The sequence below is a fragment of the Nocardioides pocheonensis genome (assembly GCF_003725535.1).
Taxonomy (GTDB): domain Bacteria; phylum Actinomycetota; class Actinomycetes; order Propionibacteriales; family Nocardioidaceae; genus Marmoricola; species Marmoricola pocheonensis.
The window spans coordinates 15323-29786 of record NZ_RJSF01000041.1 but is presented as its reverse complement, the minus strand read 5'-3'; the positions used below and the strand labels follow the sequence as shown (position 1 = coordinate 29786).

At 72.1% G+C, this 14464-nt stretch carries 17 protein-coding genes; 15 read left to right on the top strand and 2 right to left on the bottom strand.

Annotated features, from left to right (window positions below; all coding sequences use genetic code 11):
* Positions 1-279, top strand: a 279-nt coding sequence (locus tag EFL26_RS15765; protein WP_148046739.1) for an HNH endonuclease signature motif containing protein, incomplete at its 5' end; no start/stop codon positions are given.
* 97 nt (positions 280-376) lie between these two features.
* Positions 377-1150, top strand: coding sequence for an inositol monophosphatase family protein (locus tag EFL26_RS15760; RefSeq protein WP_123223877.1), 774 nt, complete (start codon positions 377-379; stop codon positions 1148-1150).
* Here EFL26_RS15760 and EFL26_RS15755 read toward each other — a convergent pair.
* Positions 1131-1769 (bottom strand): hypothetical protein, encoded by a 639-nt coding sequence (locus EFL26_RS15755; protein ID WP_123223876.1) that lies wholly within the window; start codon positions 1767-1769, stop codon positions 1131-1133. The genes EFL26_RS15760 and EFL26_RS15755 overlap by 20 nt on opposite strands.
* 115 nt (positions 1770-1884) lie before the next feature.
* On the opposite strand from EFL26_RS15755, the gene EFL26_RS15750 reads away from it, so the two are divergent.
* The 11 genes from EFL26_RS15750 to EFL26_RS15700 all read left to right on the top strand — a co-directional run bounded on the left by EFL26_RS15750 (position 1885) and on the right by EFL26_RS15700 (position 12663).
* On the top strand, positions 1885-3825 hold the full coding sequence (locus EFL26_RS15750) for a thiamine pyrophosphate-binding protein (protein ID WP_221176993.1): 1941 nt from the start codon (positions 1885-1887) through the stop codon (positions 3823-3825).
* Entirely contained in the window at positions 3825-5042 is a 1218-nt protein-coding gene (locus EFL26_RS15745) for a cation:proton antiporter (protein ID WP_123223874.1), read from the top strand. Before EFL26_RS15750 ends, EFL26_RS15745 begins: the two co-directional genes overlap by 1 nt.
* 7 nt (positions 5043-5049) lie before the next feature.
* Positions 5050-5700, top strand: a complete 651-nt coding sequence (pgsA, locus tag EFL26_RS15740) for a phosphatidylinositol phosphate synthase (RefSeq protein ID WP_123223873.1) — start codon at positions 5050-5052, stop codon at positions 5698-5700.
* Positions 5701-5773: 73 nt separating this feature from the next.
* Positions 5774-6703, top strand: a complete 930-nt coding sequence (gene pdxS / locus EFL26_RS15735; RefSeq protein ID WP_123223872.1) for a pyridoxal 5'-phosphate synthase lyase subunit PdxS — start codon at positions 5774-5776, stop codon at positions 6701-6703.
* A gap of 10 nt (positions 6704-6713) precedes the next feature.
* The gene (locus EFL26_RS15730) at positions 6714-7262 is read left to right on the top strand and encodes a DUF6891 domain-containing protein (RefSeq protein ID WP_123223871.1); all 549 of its coding nucleotides are present in this window, start codon (positions 6714-6716) and stop codon (positions 7260-7262) included.
* 116 nt (positions 7263-7378) lie between these two features.
* Entirely contained in the window at positions 7379-8077 is a 699-nt protein-coding gene (locus EFL26_RS15725; protein ID WP_123223870.1) for a hypothetical protein, read from the top strand.
* Entirely contained in the window at positions 8059-8877 is an 819-nt protein-coding gene (locus EFL26_RS15720) for a hypothetical protein (protein WP_148046731.1), read from the top strand. Before EFL26_RS15725 ends, EFL26_RS15720 begins: the two co-directional genes overlap by 19 nt.
* A 44-nt stretch (positions 8878-8921) precedes the next feature.
* A complete protein-coding gene (locus EFL26_RS15715) occupies positions 8922-10262 on the top strand; it encodes a LamG domain-containing protein (protein ID WP_148046730.1) in 1341 nt (446 codons plus the stop codon).
* Complete coding sequence (locus EFL26_RS15710) at positions 10259-11233, top strand: S26 family signal peptidase (protein ID WP_123223867.1); 975 nt, start codon at positions 10259-10261, stop codon at positions 11231-11233. The genes EFL26_RS15715 and EFL26_RS15710 overlap by 4 nt, the downstream gene beginning before the upstream one ends.
* Before the next feature lie 36 nt (positions 11234-11269).
* Positions 11270-11884 carry a pyridoxal 5'-phosphate synthase glutaminase subunit PdxT gene (pdxT, locus tag EFL26_RS15705; RefSeq protein WP_183408218.1) on the top strand — a complete coding sequence of 205 codons (615 nt, stop codon included), beginning with the start codon at positions 11270-11272 and terminating at the stop codon, positions 11882-11884.
* An 11-nt stretch (positions 11885-11895) separates the two neighbouring features.
* The gene (locus EFL26_RS15700) at positions 11896-12663 is read left to right on the top strand and encodes a YebC/PmpR family DNA-binding transcriptional regulator (RefSeq protein ID WP_123223866.1); all 768 of its coding nucleotides are present in this window, start codon (positions 11896-11898) and stop codon (positions 12661-12663) included.
* Between the two features lie 50 nt (positions 12664-12713).
* Here EFL26_RS15700 and EFL26_RS15695 read toward each other — a convergent pair whose 3' ends face one another.
* Positions 12714-13208, bottom strand: coding sequence for a dimethylsulfonioproprionate lyase family protein (locus tag EFL26_RS15695; protein WP_123223865.1), 495 nt, complete (start codon positions 13206-13208; stop codon positions 12714-12716).
* Positions 13209-13332: 124 nt separating this feature from the next.
* Between EFL26_RS15695 and ruvC the strand changes: the two genes are divergently transcribed.
* Both ruvC and ruvA read left to right on the top strand, forming a co-directional pair.
* Positions 13333-13860 carry a crossover junction endodeoxyribonuclease RuvC gene (gene ruvC / locus EFL26_RS15690; protein ID WP_123223864.1) on the top strand — a complete coding sequence of 176 codons (528 nt, stop codon included), beginning with the start codon at positions 13333-13335 and terminating at the stop codon, positions 13858-13860.
* Positions 13857-14462: a Holliday junction branch migration protein RuvA gene (ruvA, locus tag EFL26_RS15685; protein WP_123223863.1), complete on the top strand. Its 606-nt coding sequence runs from the start codon at positions 13857-13859 to the stop codon at positions 14460-14462. The genes ruvC and ruvA overlap by 4 nt, the downstream gene beginning before the upstream one ends.
* Positions 14463-14464: the final 2 nt, after the last annotated feature.

The window sequence follows — 14464 nt, the reverse complement described above, 5'->3', positions numbered from 1 at the left end:
ATCGAGCTCCGGGACCGCACCTGCGTGTTCCCCTGGTGCCAACGTCCCGCACGCTCCTGCGACAAGGGCCACATCATCCCCTGGGAGCACGGCGGTCCCACGTCCAGCGACAACCTCGCCGCACTGTGTCGACGACATCACCGCTTGAAGACCCACGGCGGCTGGACCTACACGATGCTCACCCCCGGCGAGTACCTCTGGCGCAGCCCGCACGGCTACGCCTGGCTGCGCGACCGCAGCGGCACCACCGACCTGAGCACAGATCCACCCGACCGGTAGCCGCCCCGCACCGCACCCGGCGCACGCGCCGGGCCAGCGGCATGCCCCGAGCTTCCTTGGTGGTGAACCACCCCGGCTGCCCGTAGGGTCCTGAGCCGTGACCGACCTGGCCGACGACGCAGCCCTGGCCGCCGACGTCGTCCGCGAGGCCGGACTCCTCGCGCAGGAGCTTCGCGAGGCGGGTCTCAGGGTGCACACCAAGACGAACGTCTCCGACGTGGTGACCGCCGCCGACCACGCTGCCGAGCGCCTGGTCCTGGACCACCTGGCGACCTGGCGTCCGGACGACGGCGTGCTGGGGGAGGAGGGCGCGGAACGACCGTCGGCGTCCGGTCGTACGTGGGTGATCGACCCGGTCGACGGCACCTACAACTTCGTGCACGGCTTCGGCTGGTGGTGCTCGGCGATCGCCCTGGTCGTCGACGGCGACCCGGTGCTCGGCGCGGTGTACCACCCCCACGACGACGTCCTGTACGTCGGTGGCCCCGACCTGCCCACCACGCGCAACGGCGAGCCGGTCGGGCCGCTCGCCGACGTCGAGCTGGCTCTCGCCTGCGCGACCACCTACCTGCACCCGCCGTTCTTCGACGGCGAGGTCGGGGAGGCCTTCGCCCGGGCGGTCGGGGGAGCGGCGACGCTGCGCATGCTCGGCTCGGCCAGCCTGGACCTCGCGGCCGTCGCCCAGGGACAGGTCGGGGTGTTCGTGCAGCACTCGGTCGCCCCGTGGGACTGGTACCCGAGCTCGGCGCTGGTCCGGGGAGCCGGTGGTACGGCTCGCCGGATCACCGCCGCGGGGGTCGAGTGGTCGGTCGCGGGCGCGCCGACGGCCGTTGCCGAGGTCTGTGCCGCGCTCACCGAGGTGCGTGCCTGAGGCGGTCCATCCCCTCGGAGAAGAACGCGGCGATCTCGTCGGCAGAGTCGGGCAGCGGACGGGCAGCGCCGAACGGCTGGGTCCAGAAGGCGTCGACGGCCGGCGGCTGCCAGGGACCCACGTACATGTACGGCACGGCGATCGCTCCGTCGCCGGGGGAGACCCCGAGGTTGACGCGCCGGTCCTCGAGGGTCACGCCCAGGTCGAAGTGCTCGGGCCAGAGGGTCGGCTCCTGGTCGGGGGCGAACGCGCGCAGCGCCTGGTCCCCGAGTGCGTAGGCATGCGCGATGCGCTCCGCCGAAGCCTGGTCGCCGTGGAGGACGTCGTCGGGCCCGATGCCCGATCCGTCGTGGTAGACGGCGGACAACCCGACCGGACGGATCCCGAGCTCGTCGCCGATGTCACGCGCCGTCCGCCCGTCGATCGCGACGCTGCGGTCGTCGGCGATCACGGAGGCGCCGACCACGCGGATGTCCGGCGCGCAGGTCGTCCCGAATCCCCGCGGTTGGGGGCGCAGCCTGATCGTCCCGTGCGCCGCGTGCTGCGGGCCTGCCAGCAGCAGCTCCGCGACGCCGTGAAGTGAGCGGCGGGTGATGGTCAACGAGTTGTCCGCGTCCATGTCGGCGACCGTATCCGCGCGGGCCGGATCAGGGGGAGCAGTCGCCCTTACGGTCTGATGACAGGCCCCGATCGGCTATCGACGCCGACGGCGACGTGCTGCGACGGTGACTCGCATGGAGAACCCATCGATGGACGGCTGGCACCGTGTCGACGCCCCGGAGGTGCCGGAGGAGGGCCGGGTCGGCAGCGTGGTCCTGGACGGACGCCCTGTCGCCCTGACCCGTTGTGGCGGCCGGCTCGGAGCGCTGGAGAACCGCTGCCCCCACCAGGGTGGCCCCGTCGGTGAGGGGTCGATCGAGAACGGCTGGCTCCGCTGCCCCTGGCACGGTTACGACTACGACCCCCTGACGGGGCGTCCGCCCGAGGGTTTCACCGACGCGGTCACGGCGTACGACGTCGAGGAGCGCAACGACGGTGTGTACGTCCGACTGCCCGTGCGCGAGCCGGTCGTCCGGACGGTCGCGGACGTCGTCGTCGAGACCCTGGTGATGCACGGTGTCGACACCGTCTTCGGCATGGTCGGTCACTCGAACCTCGGTCTGGCCGAGGCGATGCGGAAGGCCGAGGAGCGCGGGCAGCTGCGCTACATCGGGATCCGGCACGAGGGCGCAGCCGCCTTCGCCGCCAGCGCGTACGGCAAGCTCACCGGCCGACCGGCCGCCTGCTTCGCGATCGCCGGGCCCGGGTCGACGAACCTGATCACCGGCCTGTACGACGCGAAGCTCGACGGCTCACCGGTCATCGCGCTCTCCGGCCAGGTGCCGTCGGCCGTGCTCGGGCGAGGAGCCTTCCAGGACGTCGACCTCCAGGCGGTCTTCCGCGACGTCTCGGTCTGGAACGCGACCGTGGCCGCGGGCAGCGACCACGGCGAGCTGACTGCGCTCGCGGTCAAGCACGCCCTCGACGCGCGGGGCGTGGCTCACCTGGTGTTCCCCGACGAGGTGCAGGTCCTGCCGAGCGACCAGGGGCCGGCCCTGCCGATCGGCCGTTCGGCCGCACGGTGCACCCGGCCCGACGAGCAGGTTCTCGCGGACACCGCGCGGACCATCCGCGCAGCGCGCCGGCCCGTGGTGATCGCCGGCGCCGGGGCGCGCGACGCATACCGGGAGGTGCTGGCGTTCGCCGAAGCGCTGAACGCACCGGTGCTGACGACCTTCCGGGCGAAGGGGCTGGTGCCGGACACGCACCCGCTCGGTTCCGGCGTCCTCGGTCGAAGTGGCACGCCCGTGGCGAGCTGGCTGATGAACGAGGCGGACCTCCTGGTCGTGGTCGGCGCCAGCTTCTCCAACCACACCGGCATCGCGTCGTACAAGGAGATCGTGCAGATCGACGACGAGCCCTCCGCGATCGGCCGCTTCCACGCCGTCACCCACCCGGTGCTCGCCGACGCGGCGCTGGCGCTGACCGCGCTGACCGAGGCCGTCGCCGGTGCGACGCCCGTCGACCAGCGGCCGGACGTCGCCGCCCGCTGGGCGCTGTGGCGGGCGGAGAAGGACCGCCGCGTCGCCGACGACCGGGGCCGAGGAGTCTCGGCGGCTGCCGTGTTCGCGGCACTGTCCGAAGCCCTGCCCGGCGACGCGGTGGTGACCGTCGACGTCGGCAACCACGCGTACTCGCTGGGCCGTTACCTCGAGTCCCACGGTCAGCCGGTGCTGATGTCGGGCTACCTCGGTTCGATCGGCTTCGGCTATCCCGCCGCGCTCGGCGCGTGGGCCGCCGACCCGACCCGTCCTGTCGTGGCCGTCACCGGTGACGGTGGGTTCGGGCAGTACGCCATGGAGATCACCACGGCGGTCAAGCACGCCATCCCGATCAAGCACGTGCTGCTCGACAACCACGGGCTGGGGAAGATCGCCAAGGAGCAGGTCGCCGGCGACTTCCCGGTGTGGCACACGTCGCTCCACAACCCGGACTGGGCCGCGTACGCCGATCTCTGTGGCGCGACCGGGATCAAGGTCACCTCGCGCGACCAGCTGCCCGACGCGATGACCCGGATGTTCACGACTCCGGGCCCGGTGCTGCTGCACGTCGAGCAGGACGCGGCGCTGCTCTGATGCCCGACGTGCAGTTCACGAACCTGCTCGGGGTGCTCGGCATCGCCCTCGTCGCGCCGCTGGCGCTGGGTTTCCTGCCGCGCGTCCGCGTGCCTGCGGTCGTCCTGGAGATCCTGCTCGGCGTGCTCGCAGGACCCTCGGTGCTCGGTTGGCTCCGTGCCGACCTGGCGGTGCAGGTCGTCGCCCTCGTCGGGTTGGCGATGCTGCTGTTCCTCGCCGGGCTCGAGATCGACCTCGCCGGTCTGAGGGGCCGCGTGCTCGGGGTCGCGGTCGCGGGGTACGCGATCTCGCTCGGCCTCGGGATCGGAGCCGGTGCGCTGCTCCACTCCGCCGGCTGGGTCGACGACCCGCTGCTCCTCGCGGTCACCGTGTCCGCCACCTCGCTCGGACTGGTCGTGCCGGTCCTGAAGGACGCCTGCGCGGCCGAGGGCCGGCTCGGTCAGGCGGTCATCGCGGCGTCCTCGGTCGCCGACTTCGCCGCGGTGCTGCTGCTGTCCCTCCTCTTCTCCGGCCAGGACACGGGCACGGGTGCGAAGATCGCGCTGCTGGCCGCGTTCGTGGTGCTGGTGGTGTCGGTCGCCGCCGTGGTCCGCTGGTCCGGCCGCTCGATGCGCCTCGGCGACGTCCTGGTCCGGCTGCAGGACACGACCGCCGAGATCCGCGTCCGGGGCGCCATGCTGATCCTGCTCGCCTTCGTCGTGCTCGCCGAGAAGCTCGGCCTGGAGAGCATCCTCGGCGCCTTCATGGCGGGAGCCGTCGTCGGGCTGCTGGACCGTGGGTCCACGACCCACCCCGGGTTCCGGATGAAGCTCGACGCGGTGGGCTTCGGGTTCCTGATCCCGGTGTTCTTCGTCTCCAGCGGCCTCCGACTCGACGTGGCGGGTCTGGTGGACAGCCCGCAGGCCCTGGCGCGCGTCCCCGTGTTCGTCCTCGTGCTGCTCGTGGCTCGAGGAGCGCCGGCCTTCCTCTCGGTGGCGGCGTTCGGGCCGCGCCGCACGGTGGCCGCGGCACTCCTGCAAGCGACCTCGTTGCCGTTCATCGTGACCGCGACGCAGATCGGGGTGGTGACCGGGCGGCTGGACGGCGTGACCGCAGCGGGCCTGGTCTGCGCCGGCCTCGTGACCGTGCTGCTCTTCCCGGTGACGGCCACGACCCTCGGCCTCGAGGACACCGCCGGGGTTCGGCCGCGGCAGAGCGAGGCCGAACCGGTAGCCTGACCGCGCCATGCTCGAGAGATTCCGCCAGTTCTGGACCAACGTCTGGGCACCCCTGGGCAACCTGCTGCTCCGGATGGGGGTCAGCCCCAACACCGTGACCTTCGTGGGCACGCTCGGCGTCTCGGCCGGCGCGGTGATCTTCTTCCCGCAGGGCCTGCTCCTGGTCGGCGTGTTGGTGATCACGGCCTTCGTGTTCAGCGACATGATCGACGGCTACATGGCCCGTACGTCGGGCCAGGTCTCGAAGTTCGGAGCCTTCTGGGACTCCACGCTCGACCGGATCGGCGACGCGGCGATCTTCGGGGGGCTGGCGATGTACTACGTCGGCCCGGGGGACAATCACTGGTTCGCCGCGCTGGCGATCTACTGCCTGAGCATGGGCTCGGTGACGTCGTACGCGCGCGCACGCGCCGAGTCGCTCGGCATGCAGGCCAAGGTCGGGATCGCCGAGCGGGCCGACCGGCTCGTCGCGATCCTGGTCGTGACGGGTGCCGCCGACCTCGTCAACCGACTGGGTGTCGGCAAGGACGCCCTCTGGGCGATCCCGGTGACGCTGGGCGTCCTCGCGGTCGCGAGCACGGTCACCGTCATCCAGCGCGTGCTCGTGGTGCGCGACCAGGCCCGCGCGCTGGCAGCCGAGGGCGACACCGGCGTCTGACCGTGTCCGGCGCGCGCGTCCGCGCGGGGAATCCGGTGGCAGGGAGGACCCTCCCGGGACGTAGGCTGGTGCCATGGCACGTGACCTCAACCAGACCTCCGAGAACTCCACCCACGACGACGAGATCACCGGCACCTCGCGCGTGAAGCGCGGCATGGCCGAGATGCTCAAGGGCGGCGTGATCATGGACGTGGTCACGTCCGACCAGGCGAAGATCGCCGAGGACGCCGGCGCGGTCGCGGTGATGGCGCTCGAGCGGGTGCCGGCCGACATCCGGGCCCAAGGCGGTGTCAGCCGGATGAGCGACCCGGACATGATCGACGGCATCATCGAGGCGGTCTCGATCCCGGTGATGGCCAAGGCGCGCATCGGCCACTTCGCCGAGGCCCAGGTGCTGCAGAGCCTCGGGGTGGACTACATCGACGAGTCCGAGGTGCTCACGCCCGCCGACTACGAGAACCACATCGACAAGTGGGCCTTCACGGTGCCCTTCGTGTGCGGTGCCACCAACCTGGGTGAGGCGCTGCGCCGGATCACCGAGGGCGCGGCGATGATCCGCTCCAAGGGCGAGGCCGGCACCGGTGACGTGTCCAACGCGGTCACCCACATGCGCACGATCCGCAAGGAGATCCGGCGGCTCGGCGCGCTGAGCGAGGACGAGCTGTACGTCGCGGCGAAGGAGCTGCAGGCGCCGTACGACCTCGTCGTCGAGGTGGCCCGCAAGGGCAAGCTGCCGGTCGTGCTCTTCACCGCCGGGGGAATCGCCACCCCGGCCGACGCCGCGATGATGATGCAGCTCGGCGCGGAGGGTGTGTTCGTCGGCTCGGGCATCTTCAAGTCCGGCAACCCCGCCCAGCGGGCCGAGGCGATCGTGAAGGCGACCACCTTCCACGACGACCCCGACGTCGTCGCCAAGGTCTCGCGCGGTCTCGGTGAGGCCATGGTCGGCATCAACGTCGAGGACATCCCGCAGCCCCACCGGTTGGCCGAGCGCGGCTGGTGACCCGCCGCTGATGGCCCACCCCGACGCGACCCGCGCCTGGGTGGCCGACGTGGTGCGCTCCGGGCTGCAACCGCGGTCCGAGCTGCGTGACCACGTGGTGGCGGCGATCGCCGCGGACCACCCGGAGCTGCCGGCCGACGCGACGGCCGACGCCTGGATCGCCGCCGCCGAGGCCGCCTGGCGCGAGGACGCCGCGACCTGGCCAGCGGTCACCGACCACGACCGGCTCGAGCGGGCATTCGCCCTGCTGGAGGAGAAGGACGTCGTCGTGCTCCAGGGTGTGGCCGACCACTGGGTCGCGCGCGACGAGCTCGCCCGGCGTGTGCCGAGGCCTGCCGGGATCGCGTGGTTCACCCCGACCGACGTGTGGCACGCGATCGACGCCGGCATGCTCGAGGTCAACCTCTGGCACGGCACCACCGCCAACGTGGCGCCCGGCGACGCGTTGCTGGACGACGCGCTCGCGGCCTTCGCGGCCGCCGGTCTCGACGCCCACTTCGACGAGGGCCGGATCGAGGTCGCAGCGCGCTGGCAGCGCCGACCGGACGAGCCCGCGTAGTCCAAACGGGCCATATTCCGGACAATTCCACGTATTCGGGCATTTCGGGCCGACAGTGTAGGGAGCCGGGTCCACCTTGGACCTCGCTCGGGCGGCACGCGTGGAGCAGGTCCTTCATGAGCGAGCCCAGCACCGAGAACGAGACCCCCGACGAGCGTCGGCGCCGCGCCGGCCTGCTCTGGGCGTGCGGGGTCGTCGCGGCGGCGATCATGGTCCTGGCCGTCAACGGCACGCTGTCGAGCTGGTCGGCGGCGATCCTCACCAACGACAGCAACACCGCGGAGTCCACGACCTCCGTCGTCCTCGAGGAGAGCGGCCCGGACAGTGCCGGCAACCCGACCACGTGCACCACGTCCGGCACCGCGGCGAACACGGCCACCTGCTCGACGATCAACAAGTACGGCGACGGCGGCGTGGCGGCGACCGGCCTCACCGCCCTGTCGCCCGGCGACAGCATCAGCACGATCGTGACGCTGACGAACACCGGATCGGGCGACGCGAGCACGTTCACGCTCACGCCGGGTGCCTGCAGCTCGGTCTACAACAGCGGGTCGCAGAGCGGCAACACGCCCGCGGTGGGCGACGACCTGTGCACCCAGCTGAAGGTGGCGGTGAGCTGCACGGGCTCCACGCTGACGGTGGCCGCGACCCCGCTGACGACCCTGGCCGCGAACGGGCCGTACACGCTCACCACCGGTCTGGCGAGCGGCGCGAGCGCCACCTGCACGTTCACGGTGAGCCTCCCGGCCGCCACACCGGCCAACTACTCCGGTCAGACCGTCACTCAGGGGTTGACATGGGAGATCGGCATCTGACCGCCACCGGACCCAGTGAGCGCAACCCCCGCCGACGCGGGGGGCACCGCACTCGTACCGGCCCGGGGCGCCACACCGCGACGGACGCCGCGACGACGCAGTCGCCCGGACGACGTCGCGCGCGCCGGCGTACGCCGACTCCCGGGACGTTGCTGTGGCTCGCGTCCGGCGCCGCGGCCCTGCTGCTGAGCCTCGGGGTCAGCGGGACGCTCTCGGACTGGACGAGCGCCGTGCTCGGCAACTCGACCAACTCCGCGGCCACGGCCACCGCGGTGGTCCTGCAGGAGACCGGCCCGGCCTCGCAGGGCACTCCCGTCTGCCGGTCGAGCGACGGGGCGCAGAGCACGGTCAACAGCTACACCTGCACGACCGTCAACAAGTACGGCGGGACCGCGTCGCCCCTGTCGCCGGGGAACAGCCGGACCGTCGACGTCACGTTCAAGAACATCGGCGGCGCGAACGCCACGTCGTTCCAGCTCGCGCCGGGCAGCTGCACGCAGAGCCCCACGGCCGGCAGCGGCACACCCGCCGCGGCCAACGTCTGCACGAACGGCGACCTCACCGTCGCGGTGAGCTGCTCGCCCGGCACGACGTACGCCGGCGGCAGCGCCTGGGCCGACCTGGTCTACGCCGCGGCCGCCCCGCCGGGGGCCACGAAGACGCACACCGCGACCGCCGGCGACCTCGACGTCGGGGCGTCGTGGACCTGCCGGTTCACCGTCGCTCTCGCGGCCGGCGCCGGGATCGCCGACCAGGGTGTGACGGTCACCCAGCCGCTCACCTGGACCCTGTCCCAGTAGCCATGGCCCGGCACCGGCGAGGTCGGCACCGTCCGGTCCGGACGGTGCTCCTGGCTGCGCTGAGCACGCTCGCCCTGCTCGCCCTGGGCACTGCCGGCACGCGCTCGGCGTGGACCGCCGCCCAGGTCACCAACGCGAGCGACGACGCGCTCGTCAGCCAGATGGCGCTGACCCACTCCTACAACTCGACCACCTGCGCGACGACGGCACGCAGCACGACGGCCACGTGCCCGTCCACGCTGGGCACGGTCGCGTCACCCACGACGACCCGGACCGATGCGATCACGAACAACGGCACCGTCGCGGTGACCCAGTCGGTCACCGGAGCCTCCTGTGCGCCCGTCCGTTTCGCCAATGGGACCTCGGCCTCGGACCCGATGCTCCCGCGGAACTCCGTCGGCTTCCAGCAGGCCGACACCTGGGGGTCCACGTCGGCGGCCTCGTTCTCCGGCAGCGGGTACGCGACGGACCTGTACGGGACCACCAGCGTGGGCTTCCTCGGCCTGCTGCCCACGAACTTCAGCATGGGCGTCTGGTTCCGGACCGCGGACAGCCTCGGTGGCGGGCTGCTGTCGCTGAGCGCGAGCCTGTCCAACGGCGCGGGCGGGGCGAACCCGATGCTGTGGATCGACCAGTCCGGCAACGTCAAGGCCTACGTCGCAACCACGCTGGGCACGCAGATCGCCAGCTCCGGCACGAACTACGCCGACGGAAACTGGCACTTCGCCGTCGTCGTCGTGTCCACCGTCTTCCTCCTCACCTCGGTGACGCTCTACGTCGACGGCGCCAGCAAGGCCAGCGCCGGCGGGCTGACGATCGCGTCGGCGACCAGCGGCTACTGGCACCTGGGCTGGGCGAACTTCGGGCTGATCACCCCGCCGACGTCGGCGTACTTCCACGGGTCGCTGTCCGGTGCGTTCGTCATCCAGAGCGCGATCAGCGGCGCGAACGTGACCACCCTGAACGGGTCGGCGTCGGCCGCGGCGTACCAGGCGTCGCTCGGCGGGATGTCGCCCGCGTCGACCTGGATGCTGGGCGACAACGGCTACACCACGATCGCGGGCACCAGCCTGCCCGCCGGCAACCTCTACGACCCCTGCTCGAAGGTGAACGTCGCGCTCGCGTTCACCAACCCCGCCGCCTCGATCGCGGCCCAGTCGCTGACGAGCTTCGCGAACGGAAGCGCCACCACGATCGCCGCTCCGGCCGTCGGCGGCACCCAGTCGCTGACGATCACCACGTCTGCCGGCACCGGCTACAACGCCGACCTGGCCGGTCTCCACCTCTACGTCCCGATCTCGTTCGGGTACGCCGTCTCCGGTGCCCCCGCGTGGGTGCAGACCCTCAGCTGGGCGAACGACCCGACGGAGGTGTTCTGGTCATGACCGACCGTGCGCGCTCCACGGAACGCTGGATCCACGTCGGCACGTGGGTCCTGCTCGGGCTGCTGGTCGGCTTCGTCGCCTTCTGCGGGGTCTGGCGGCTGCAGGGAGGCCGCTGGGAGCGGGTGGAGACACCGTCGATGGGCACGGTCGCCCCGGTCGGCACGCTGTTGTGGGTCAAGCCCGTCGACTTCGCGAGCCTGCGCCCCGGCGACTTCATCACCTTCCGACCGCCGGGCTCGCACGGAGGGACCTACAGCCACCGCGTGCTGGCCGTCGACCCGGACGGGCGGATCACCACGAAGGGCGTGCTCAGTCCTCCCGACCCGTGGCACCTCGGGCCCGAGGACGTGGTCGGCTCCGTGCGGATGCGCTGGCGCGGAGTGGGCTGGCTGGTGGCGGCCGCCCCGGTGCTGCTCGTCGGGGGCCTCTTCGCGCTGCTCGTGGTCCGGCTCGGCCGCCCGGCCTGGAGGGCCGCCGGGTTGCTCGTCGTCGTCTCGCTCACGCTGAGCGCGGCGATCGCGTGGTACCGCCCGCTCGTGAACGCCGAGCAGCTCGCGTTCGTGCCGAGCGCGGGCGGGGGAGCGGACGCGACGTACGTCGGCACCGGGCTGCTCCCGATCCGGCTCACGGCCCACGACGGTGCCAGCGTGGTGATGTCGGCCGGGAAGGTGGGCACGGTGCACGTGACCCGCGCCGACGAGGCCGGGAGGCTGCGGGTCACCCTGTCTCCTGCGGTGCCGTGGTGGTGGTGGCCCCTCCTCGTCGGTGCGTGCTTCGTCCCGGCGGCCGTGTCGACGCGACCGACGCCGGACGCCGGCCGACGCAACGGCCGAGGGCGCAACGCCTCGCGGCGCGACGGCCCGCGAGCCGGCCGGTGGGTGCCCGCGGCCGGACACGTCCTGGTCGGGGCCAAGCACCTCCGCTCCGGTGACGGCGGGCTCGGCAAGGGCGACCACACCGCACCGGCCTGAGACCGGGTCACCCTCGGCTGCTGGGACAATGGTGGGGTGACCACTCCCACCATCGGCGTGTTCGCCCTCCAGGGCGACGTCCGCGAGCACCTGCGCGTGCTGACCGACCTCGGCGTCACGGCCGTGCCGGTGCGCCGCCCGGCCGAGCTGGAGGCGTGCGACGGCCTGGTCATCCCCGGCGGCGAGAGCACCACGATGTTCAAGCTCGCCCGGGCGTTCGACCTCTTCGAGCCGCTGCAGAAGCGGATCCGGGGCGGCATGCCGACGTTCGGCACCTGTGCCGGGATGATCATGCTCGCCGACCGGGTCGTGGACGGCACCGCCGACCAGGAGACCCTGGGCGGCCTGGACATCACCGTCCGGCGCAACGCCTTCGGTCGCCAGGTCGACTCCTTCGAGGGCCGCCTCGACTTCGCGGGGCTCGACGAGCCGGTGCACGCGGTCTTCATCAGGGCTCCCTGGGTCGAGCAGGTCGGGCCGGGGGTCGAGGTCCTCGCCCGCGTCGGGGCCGGCGAGGCCGCCGGTAGGATCGTCGCGGTCCGCCAGGGCCACCTGATGGCGACGTCCTTCCACCCCGAGGTGGATGGCGACGGGCGCATCCACCGGGTCTTCGTCGACCTGGTGGTTTCGGCAGGCTCAACCACCGGCTGAGGAAGGAACCCATGTCCGGCCACTCCAAGTGGGCGACCACGAAGCACAAGAAGGCCGTCATCGATGCCAAGCGCGGCAAGATGTTCGCCAAGCTGATCAAGAACATCGAGGTCGCCGCCCGCATGGGCGGTGGCGACCCGGCCGGCAACCCGACGCTGTACGACGCGATCCAGAAGGCCAAGAAGTCCTCGGTCCCCAACGACAACATCGACCGCGCGGTCAAGCGCGGCTCGGGCGCCGAGGCCGGCGGCGCGGCGTACGACACGATCATGTACGAGGGCTACGGCCCGAGCGGCGTCGCGATGCTGATCGAGTGCCTCACCGACAACCGCAACCGGGCGGCCATGGAGGTACGCACCGCGATGAGCCGCAACGGCGGCAACCTCGCCGACCCGGGCTCGGTCGCCTACCTCTTCAACCGCAAGGGCGTGGTGATCGTCCCGCAGCAGCAGGACGGCAAGAGCGTGACCGAGGACGACGTGCTCGAGGCGGCCCTGGACGCCGGCGCCGAGGAGGTCAACGACCTCGGCGACTCCTTCGAGGTGATCAGCGAGGCGACCGATCTCGTCACCGTGCGCTCGGCGCTGCAGGAGGCGGGCCTGGACTACGACTCCGCGGAGGCGTCGTTCGTGCCGTCCATGCAGGTGGAGCTGGCCGACGAGAAGTCGGCGGGAGCCGTGCTCCGCCTCGTCGACGCGCTGGAGGACCTCGACGACGTGCAGAACGTCTTCGCGAACTTCGACGTGCCCGACGAGATCATGGAGGCCCTGGAGGCCTGACCCGTCGGTGGTTGAGGTGCGAGCGCCAGCGAGCCTCGAAAACCCCGGCCCTACAGCCAGTGGTTGTCGTGGCGCAGGTAGAACGCCACCTTCTCCTCGTCCGTCATGTCCTTGGTGCCGCCGGCGAACAGGGTCTCGAAGTACTCCTCCCGGGGCGCGCCCGGTGTGAAGAGCAGCAGCATCGAGGCTTCCTCGCCGGACTCGTTGCGGAACCCGTGCACCCCACCGGGCGGCACGTGGACGAAGTCGCCCGCTCCGGTCTCGACCCAGCGGGTGCCGTCGTGGATGAGCACGGTGCCGGACAGCACGTAGAACGACTCGGAGATGGTCCGGTGGAAGTGCGGGTCGGGTCCGCTGACGTGCGGCCCGAAGTTCCACCGGTAGAGGCCGAAGGCGCCCGACGTCGAGGCGCTCGTGGCCAGGTAGTCGACGGTGTTGCCCGGGGGCGAGCCGAGGTCGGGTGCCGCGGCGTTCGGCCGGTACGTCGCGCTGACCTCGCCGGGTCCGTCGTAGACCGGGTCCGGGTACGTGTGCGGGAACGACATGTGCCGCATGCTGCCATCTCGGCTCGCCGTCCTCGGACGATTTTGCGGCGCGTCGGTACGCCGGACCGCGAGCCGGGCGGGATAGCGTCGTACGAACATATGTTCGTCTGACGATTGGTGGCTCATGCGCGTGCTCGGCGTCGACCCTGGGCTCACCCGTTGCGGGGTGGGCGTGGTCGAGGGGAGCATCGGCCGGCCGCTCACGATGGTCGACGTCGGGGTCGTGCGCACCGGCACCGACCTGCCGATCGAGCAGCGGCTGCTGGAGATCGCCCGCGGGCTCGACGCGTGGATCGAGGCCACGGCGCCCGACGCGATCGCGGTGGAGCGGGTGTTCTCCCAGACCAACGTCCGCACCGTGATGGGCACCGCCCAGGTCAGCGGGCTGGCCCTCGTCGCCGCCGCGTCCCGTGGCATCCCGGTCGCGATGCACACCCCGAGCGAGGTGAAGGCGGCGGTCACGGGCAGCGGTCGTGCCGACAAGGCGCAGGTGGGCGCGATGGTGACCCGGCTGCTGCGGCTCACGGAGGCGCCGAAGCCGGCCGACGCGGCCGATGCCCTCGCCCTCGCCATCTGCCACCTCTGGAGGGGCGCGGCGACGAACCGGATCCAGGCGGCCGTGGCCGCCCGAGCGACAGGAGCAGGTCGATGATCGCGTTCGTGCGTGGCACGGTGGCCGCGCTGGGCCTCACCTCCGCGGTGATCGAGGTGGGCGGCGTGGGCCTCGAGGTGCAGTGCACCCCGAACACGCTGGCCGACCTGCGCCGTGGCAGCGAGGCGACCCTCCCGACCAGCATGGTGGTCCGCGAGGACTCCCTCACGCTGTTCGGCTTCGCCGACGACGACGAGAAGCAGATGTTCGAGCTCGTCCAGACCGCGAGCGGCGTCGGCCCGAAGCTCGCGCAGGCGATGCTCGCGGTGCACTCGCCGGAGGCGATCCGGCGGGCCGTGGCCGGCGACGACGTCAAGACGCTCACGTCGGTCCCCGGCATCGGGCAGAAGGGCGCGCAGCGGATCATCCTCGAGCTCCGCGACCGGATCGGCTCGCCCGGGTCCACGGTGGAGCCCGCCGCCGGCCCGGCTGCCGTCGCCGGTTGGCAGGCGCAGGTGCACGGCGGCCTGGTCGGGCTGGGCTGGTCGGGCAAGGAGGCCGACAAGGCCGTCGCCGCGGTTGCGCCCGAAGCCGACGCCATGGAGGCGCCTGACGTCGCCCGGCTGCTGCGCCTCGCCCTCCAGACCCTGAGCAAGGCGTGACG

Excerpts from the sequence above, each read along its gene's own strand:
- EFL26_RS15755 (WP_123223876.1), bottom strand. The coding sequence starts at position 1,769 with ATGGACGCGGACAACTCGTTGACCATCACCCGCCGCTCACTTCACGGC.
- EFL26_RS15750 (WP_221176993.1), top strand. The coding sequence starts at position 1,885 with ATGGAGAACCCATCGATGGACGGCTGGCACCGTGTCGACGCCCCGGAG.
- EFL26_RS15745 (WP_123223874.1), top strand. The coding sequence starts at position 3,825 with ATGCCCGACGTGCAGTTCACGAACCTGCTCGGGGTGCTCGGCATCGCC.
- pgsA (WP_123223873.1), top strand. The coding sequence starts at position 5,050 with ATGCTCGAGAGATTCCGCCAGTTCTGGACCAACGTCTGGGCACCCCTG.
- pdxS (WP_123223872.1), top strand. The coding sequence starts at position 5,774 with ATGGCACGTGACCTCAACCAGACCTCCGAGAACTCCACCCACGACGAC.
- EFL26_RS15730 (WP_123223871.1), top strand. The coding sequence starts at position 6,714 with ATGGCCCACCCCGACGCGACCCGCGCCTGGGTGGCCGACGTGGTGCGC.
- EFL26_RS15725 (WP_123223870.1), top strand. The coding sequence starts at position 7,379 with ATGAGCGAGCCCAGCACCGAGAACGAGACCCCCGACGAGCGTCGGCGC.
- EFL26_RS15720 (WP_148046731.1), top strand. The coding sequence starts at position 8,059 with ATGGGAGATCGGCATCTGACCGCCACCGGACCCAGTGAGCGCAACCCC.
- EFL26_RS15710 (WP_123223867.1), top strand. The coding sequence starts at position 10,259 with ATGACCGACCGTGCGCGCTCCACGGAACGCTGGATCCACGTCGGCACG.
- EFL26_RS15700 (WP_123223866.1), top strand. The coding sequence starts at position 11,896 with ATGTCCGGCCACTCCAAGTGGGCGACCACGAAGCACAAGAAGGCCGTC.
- EFL26_RS15695 (WP_123223865.1), bottom strand. The coding sequence starts at position 13,208 with ATGTCGTTCCCGCACACGTACCCGGACCCGGTCTACGACGGACCCGGC.
- ruvC (WP_123223864.1), top strand. The coding sequence starts at position 13,333 with ATGCGCGTGCTCGGCGTCGACCCTGGGCTCACCCGTTGCGGGGTGGGC.
- ruvA (WP_123223863.1), top strand. The coding sequence starts at position 13,857 with ATGATCGCGTTCGTGCGTGGCACGGTGGCCGCGCTGGGCCTCACCTCC.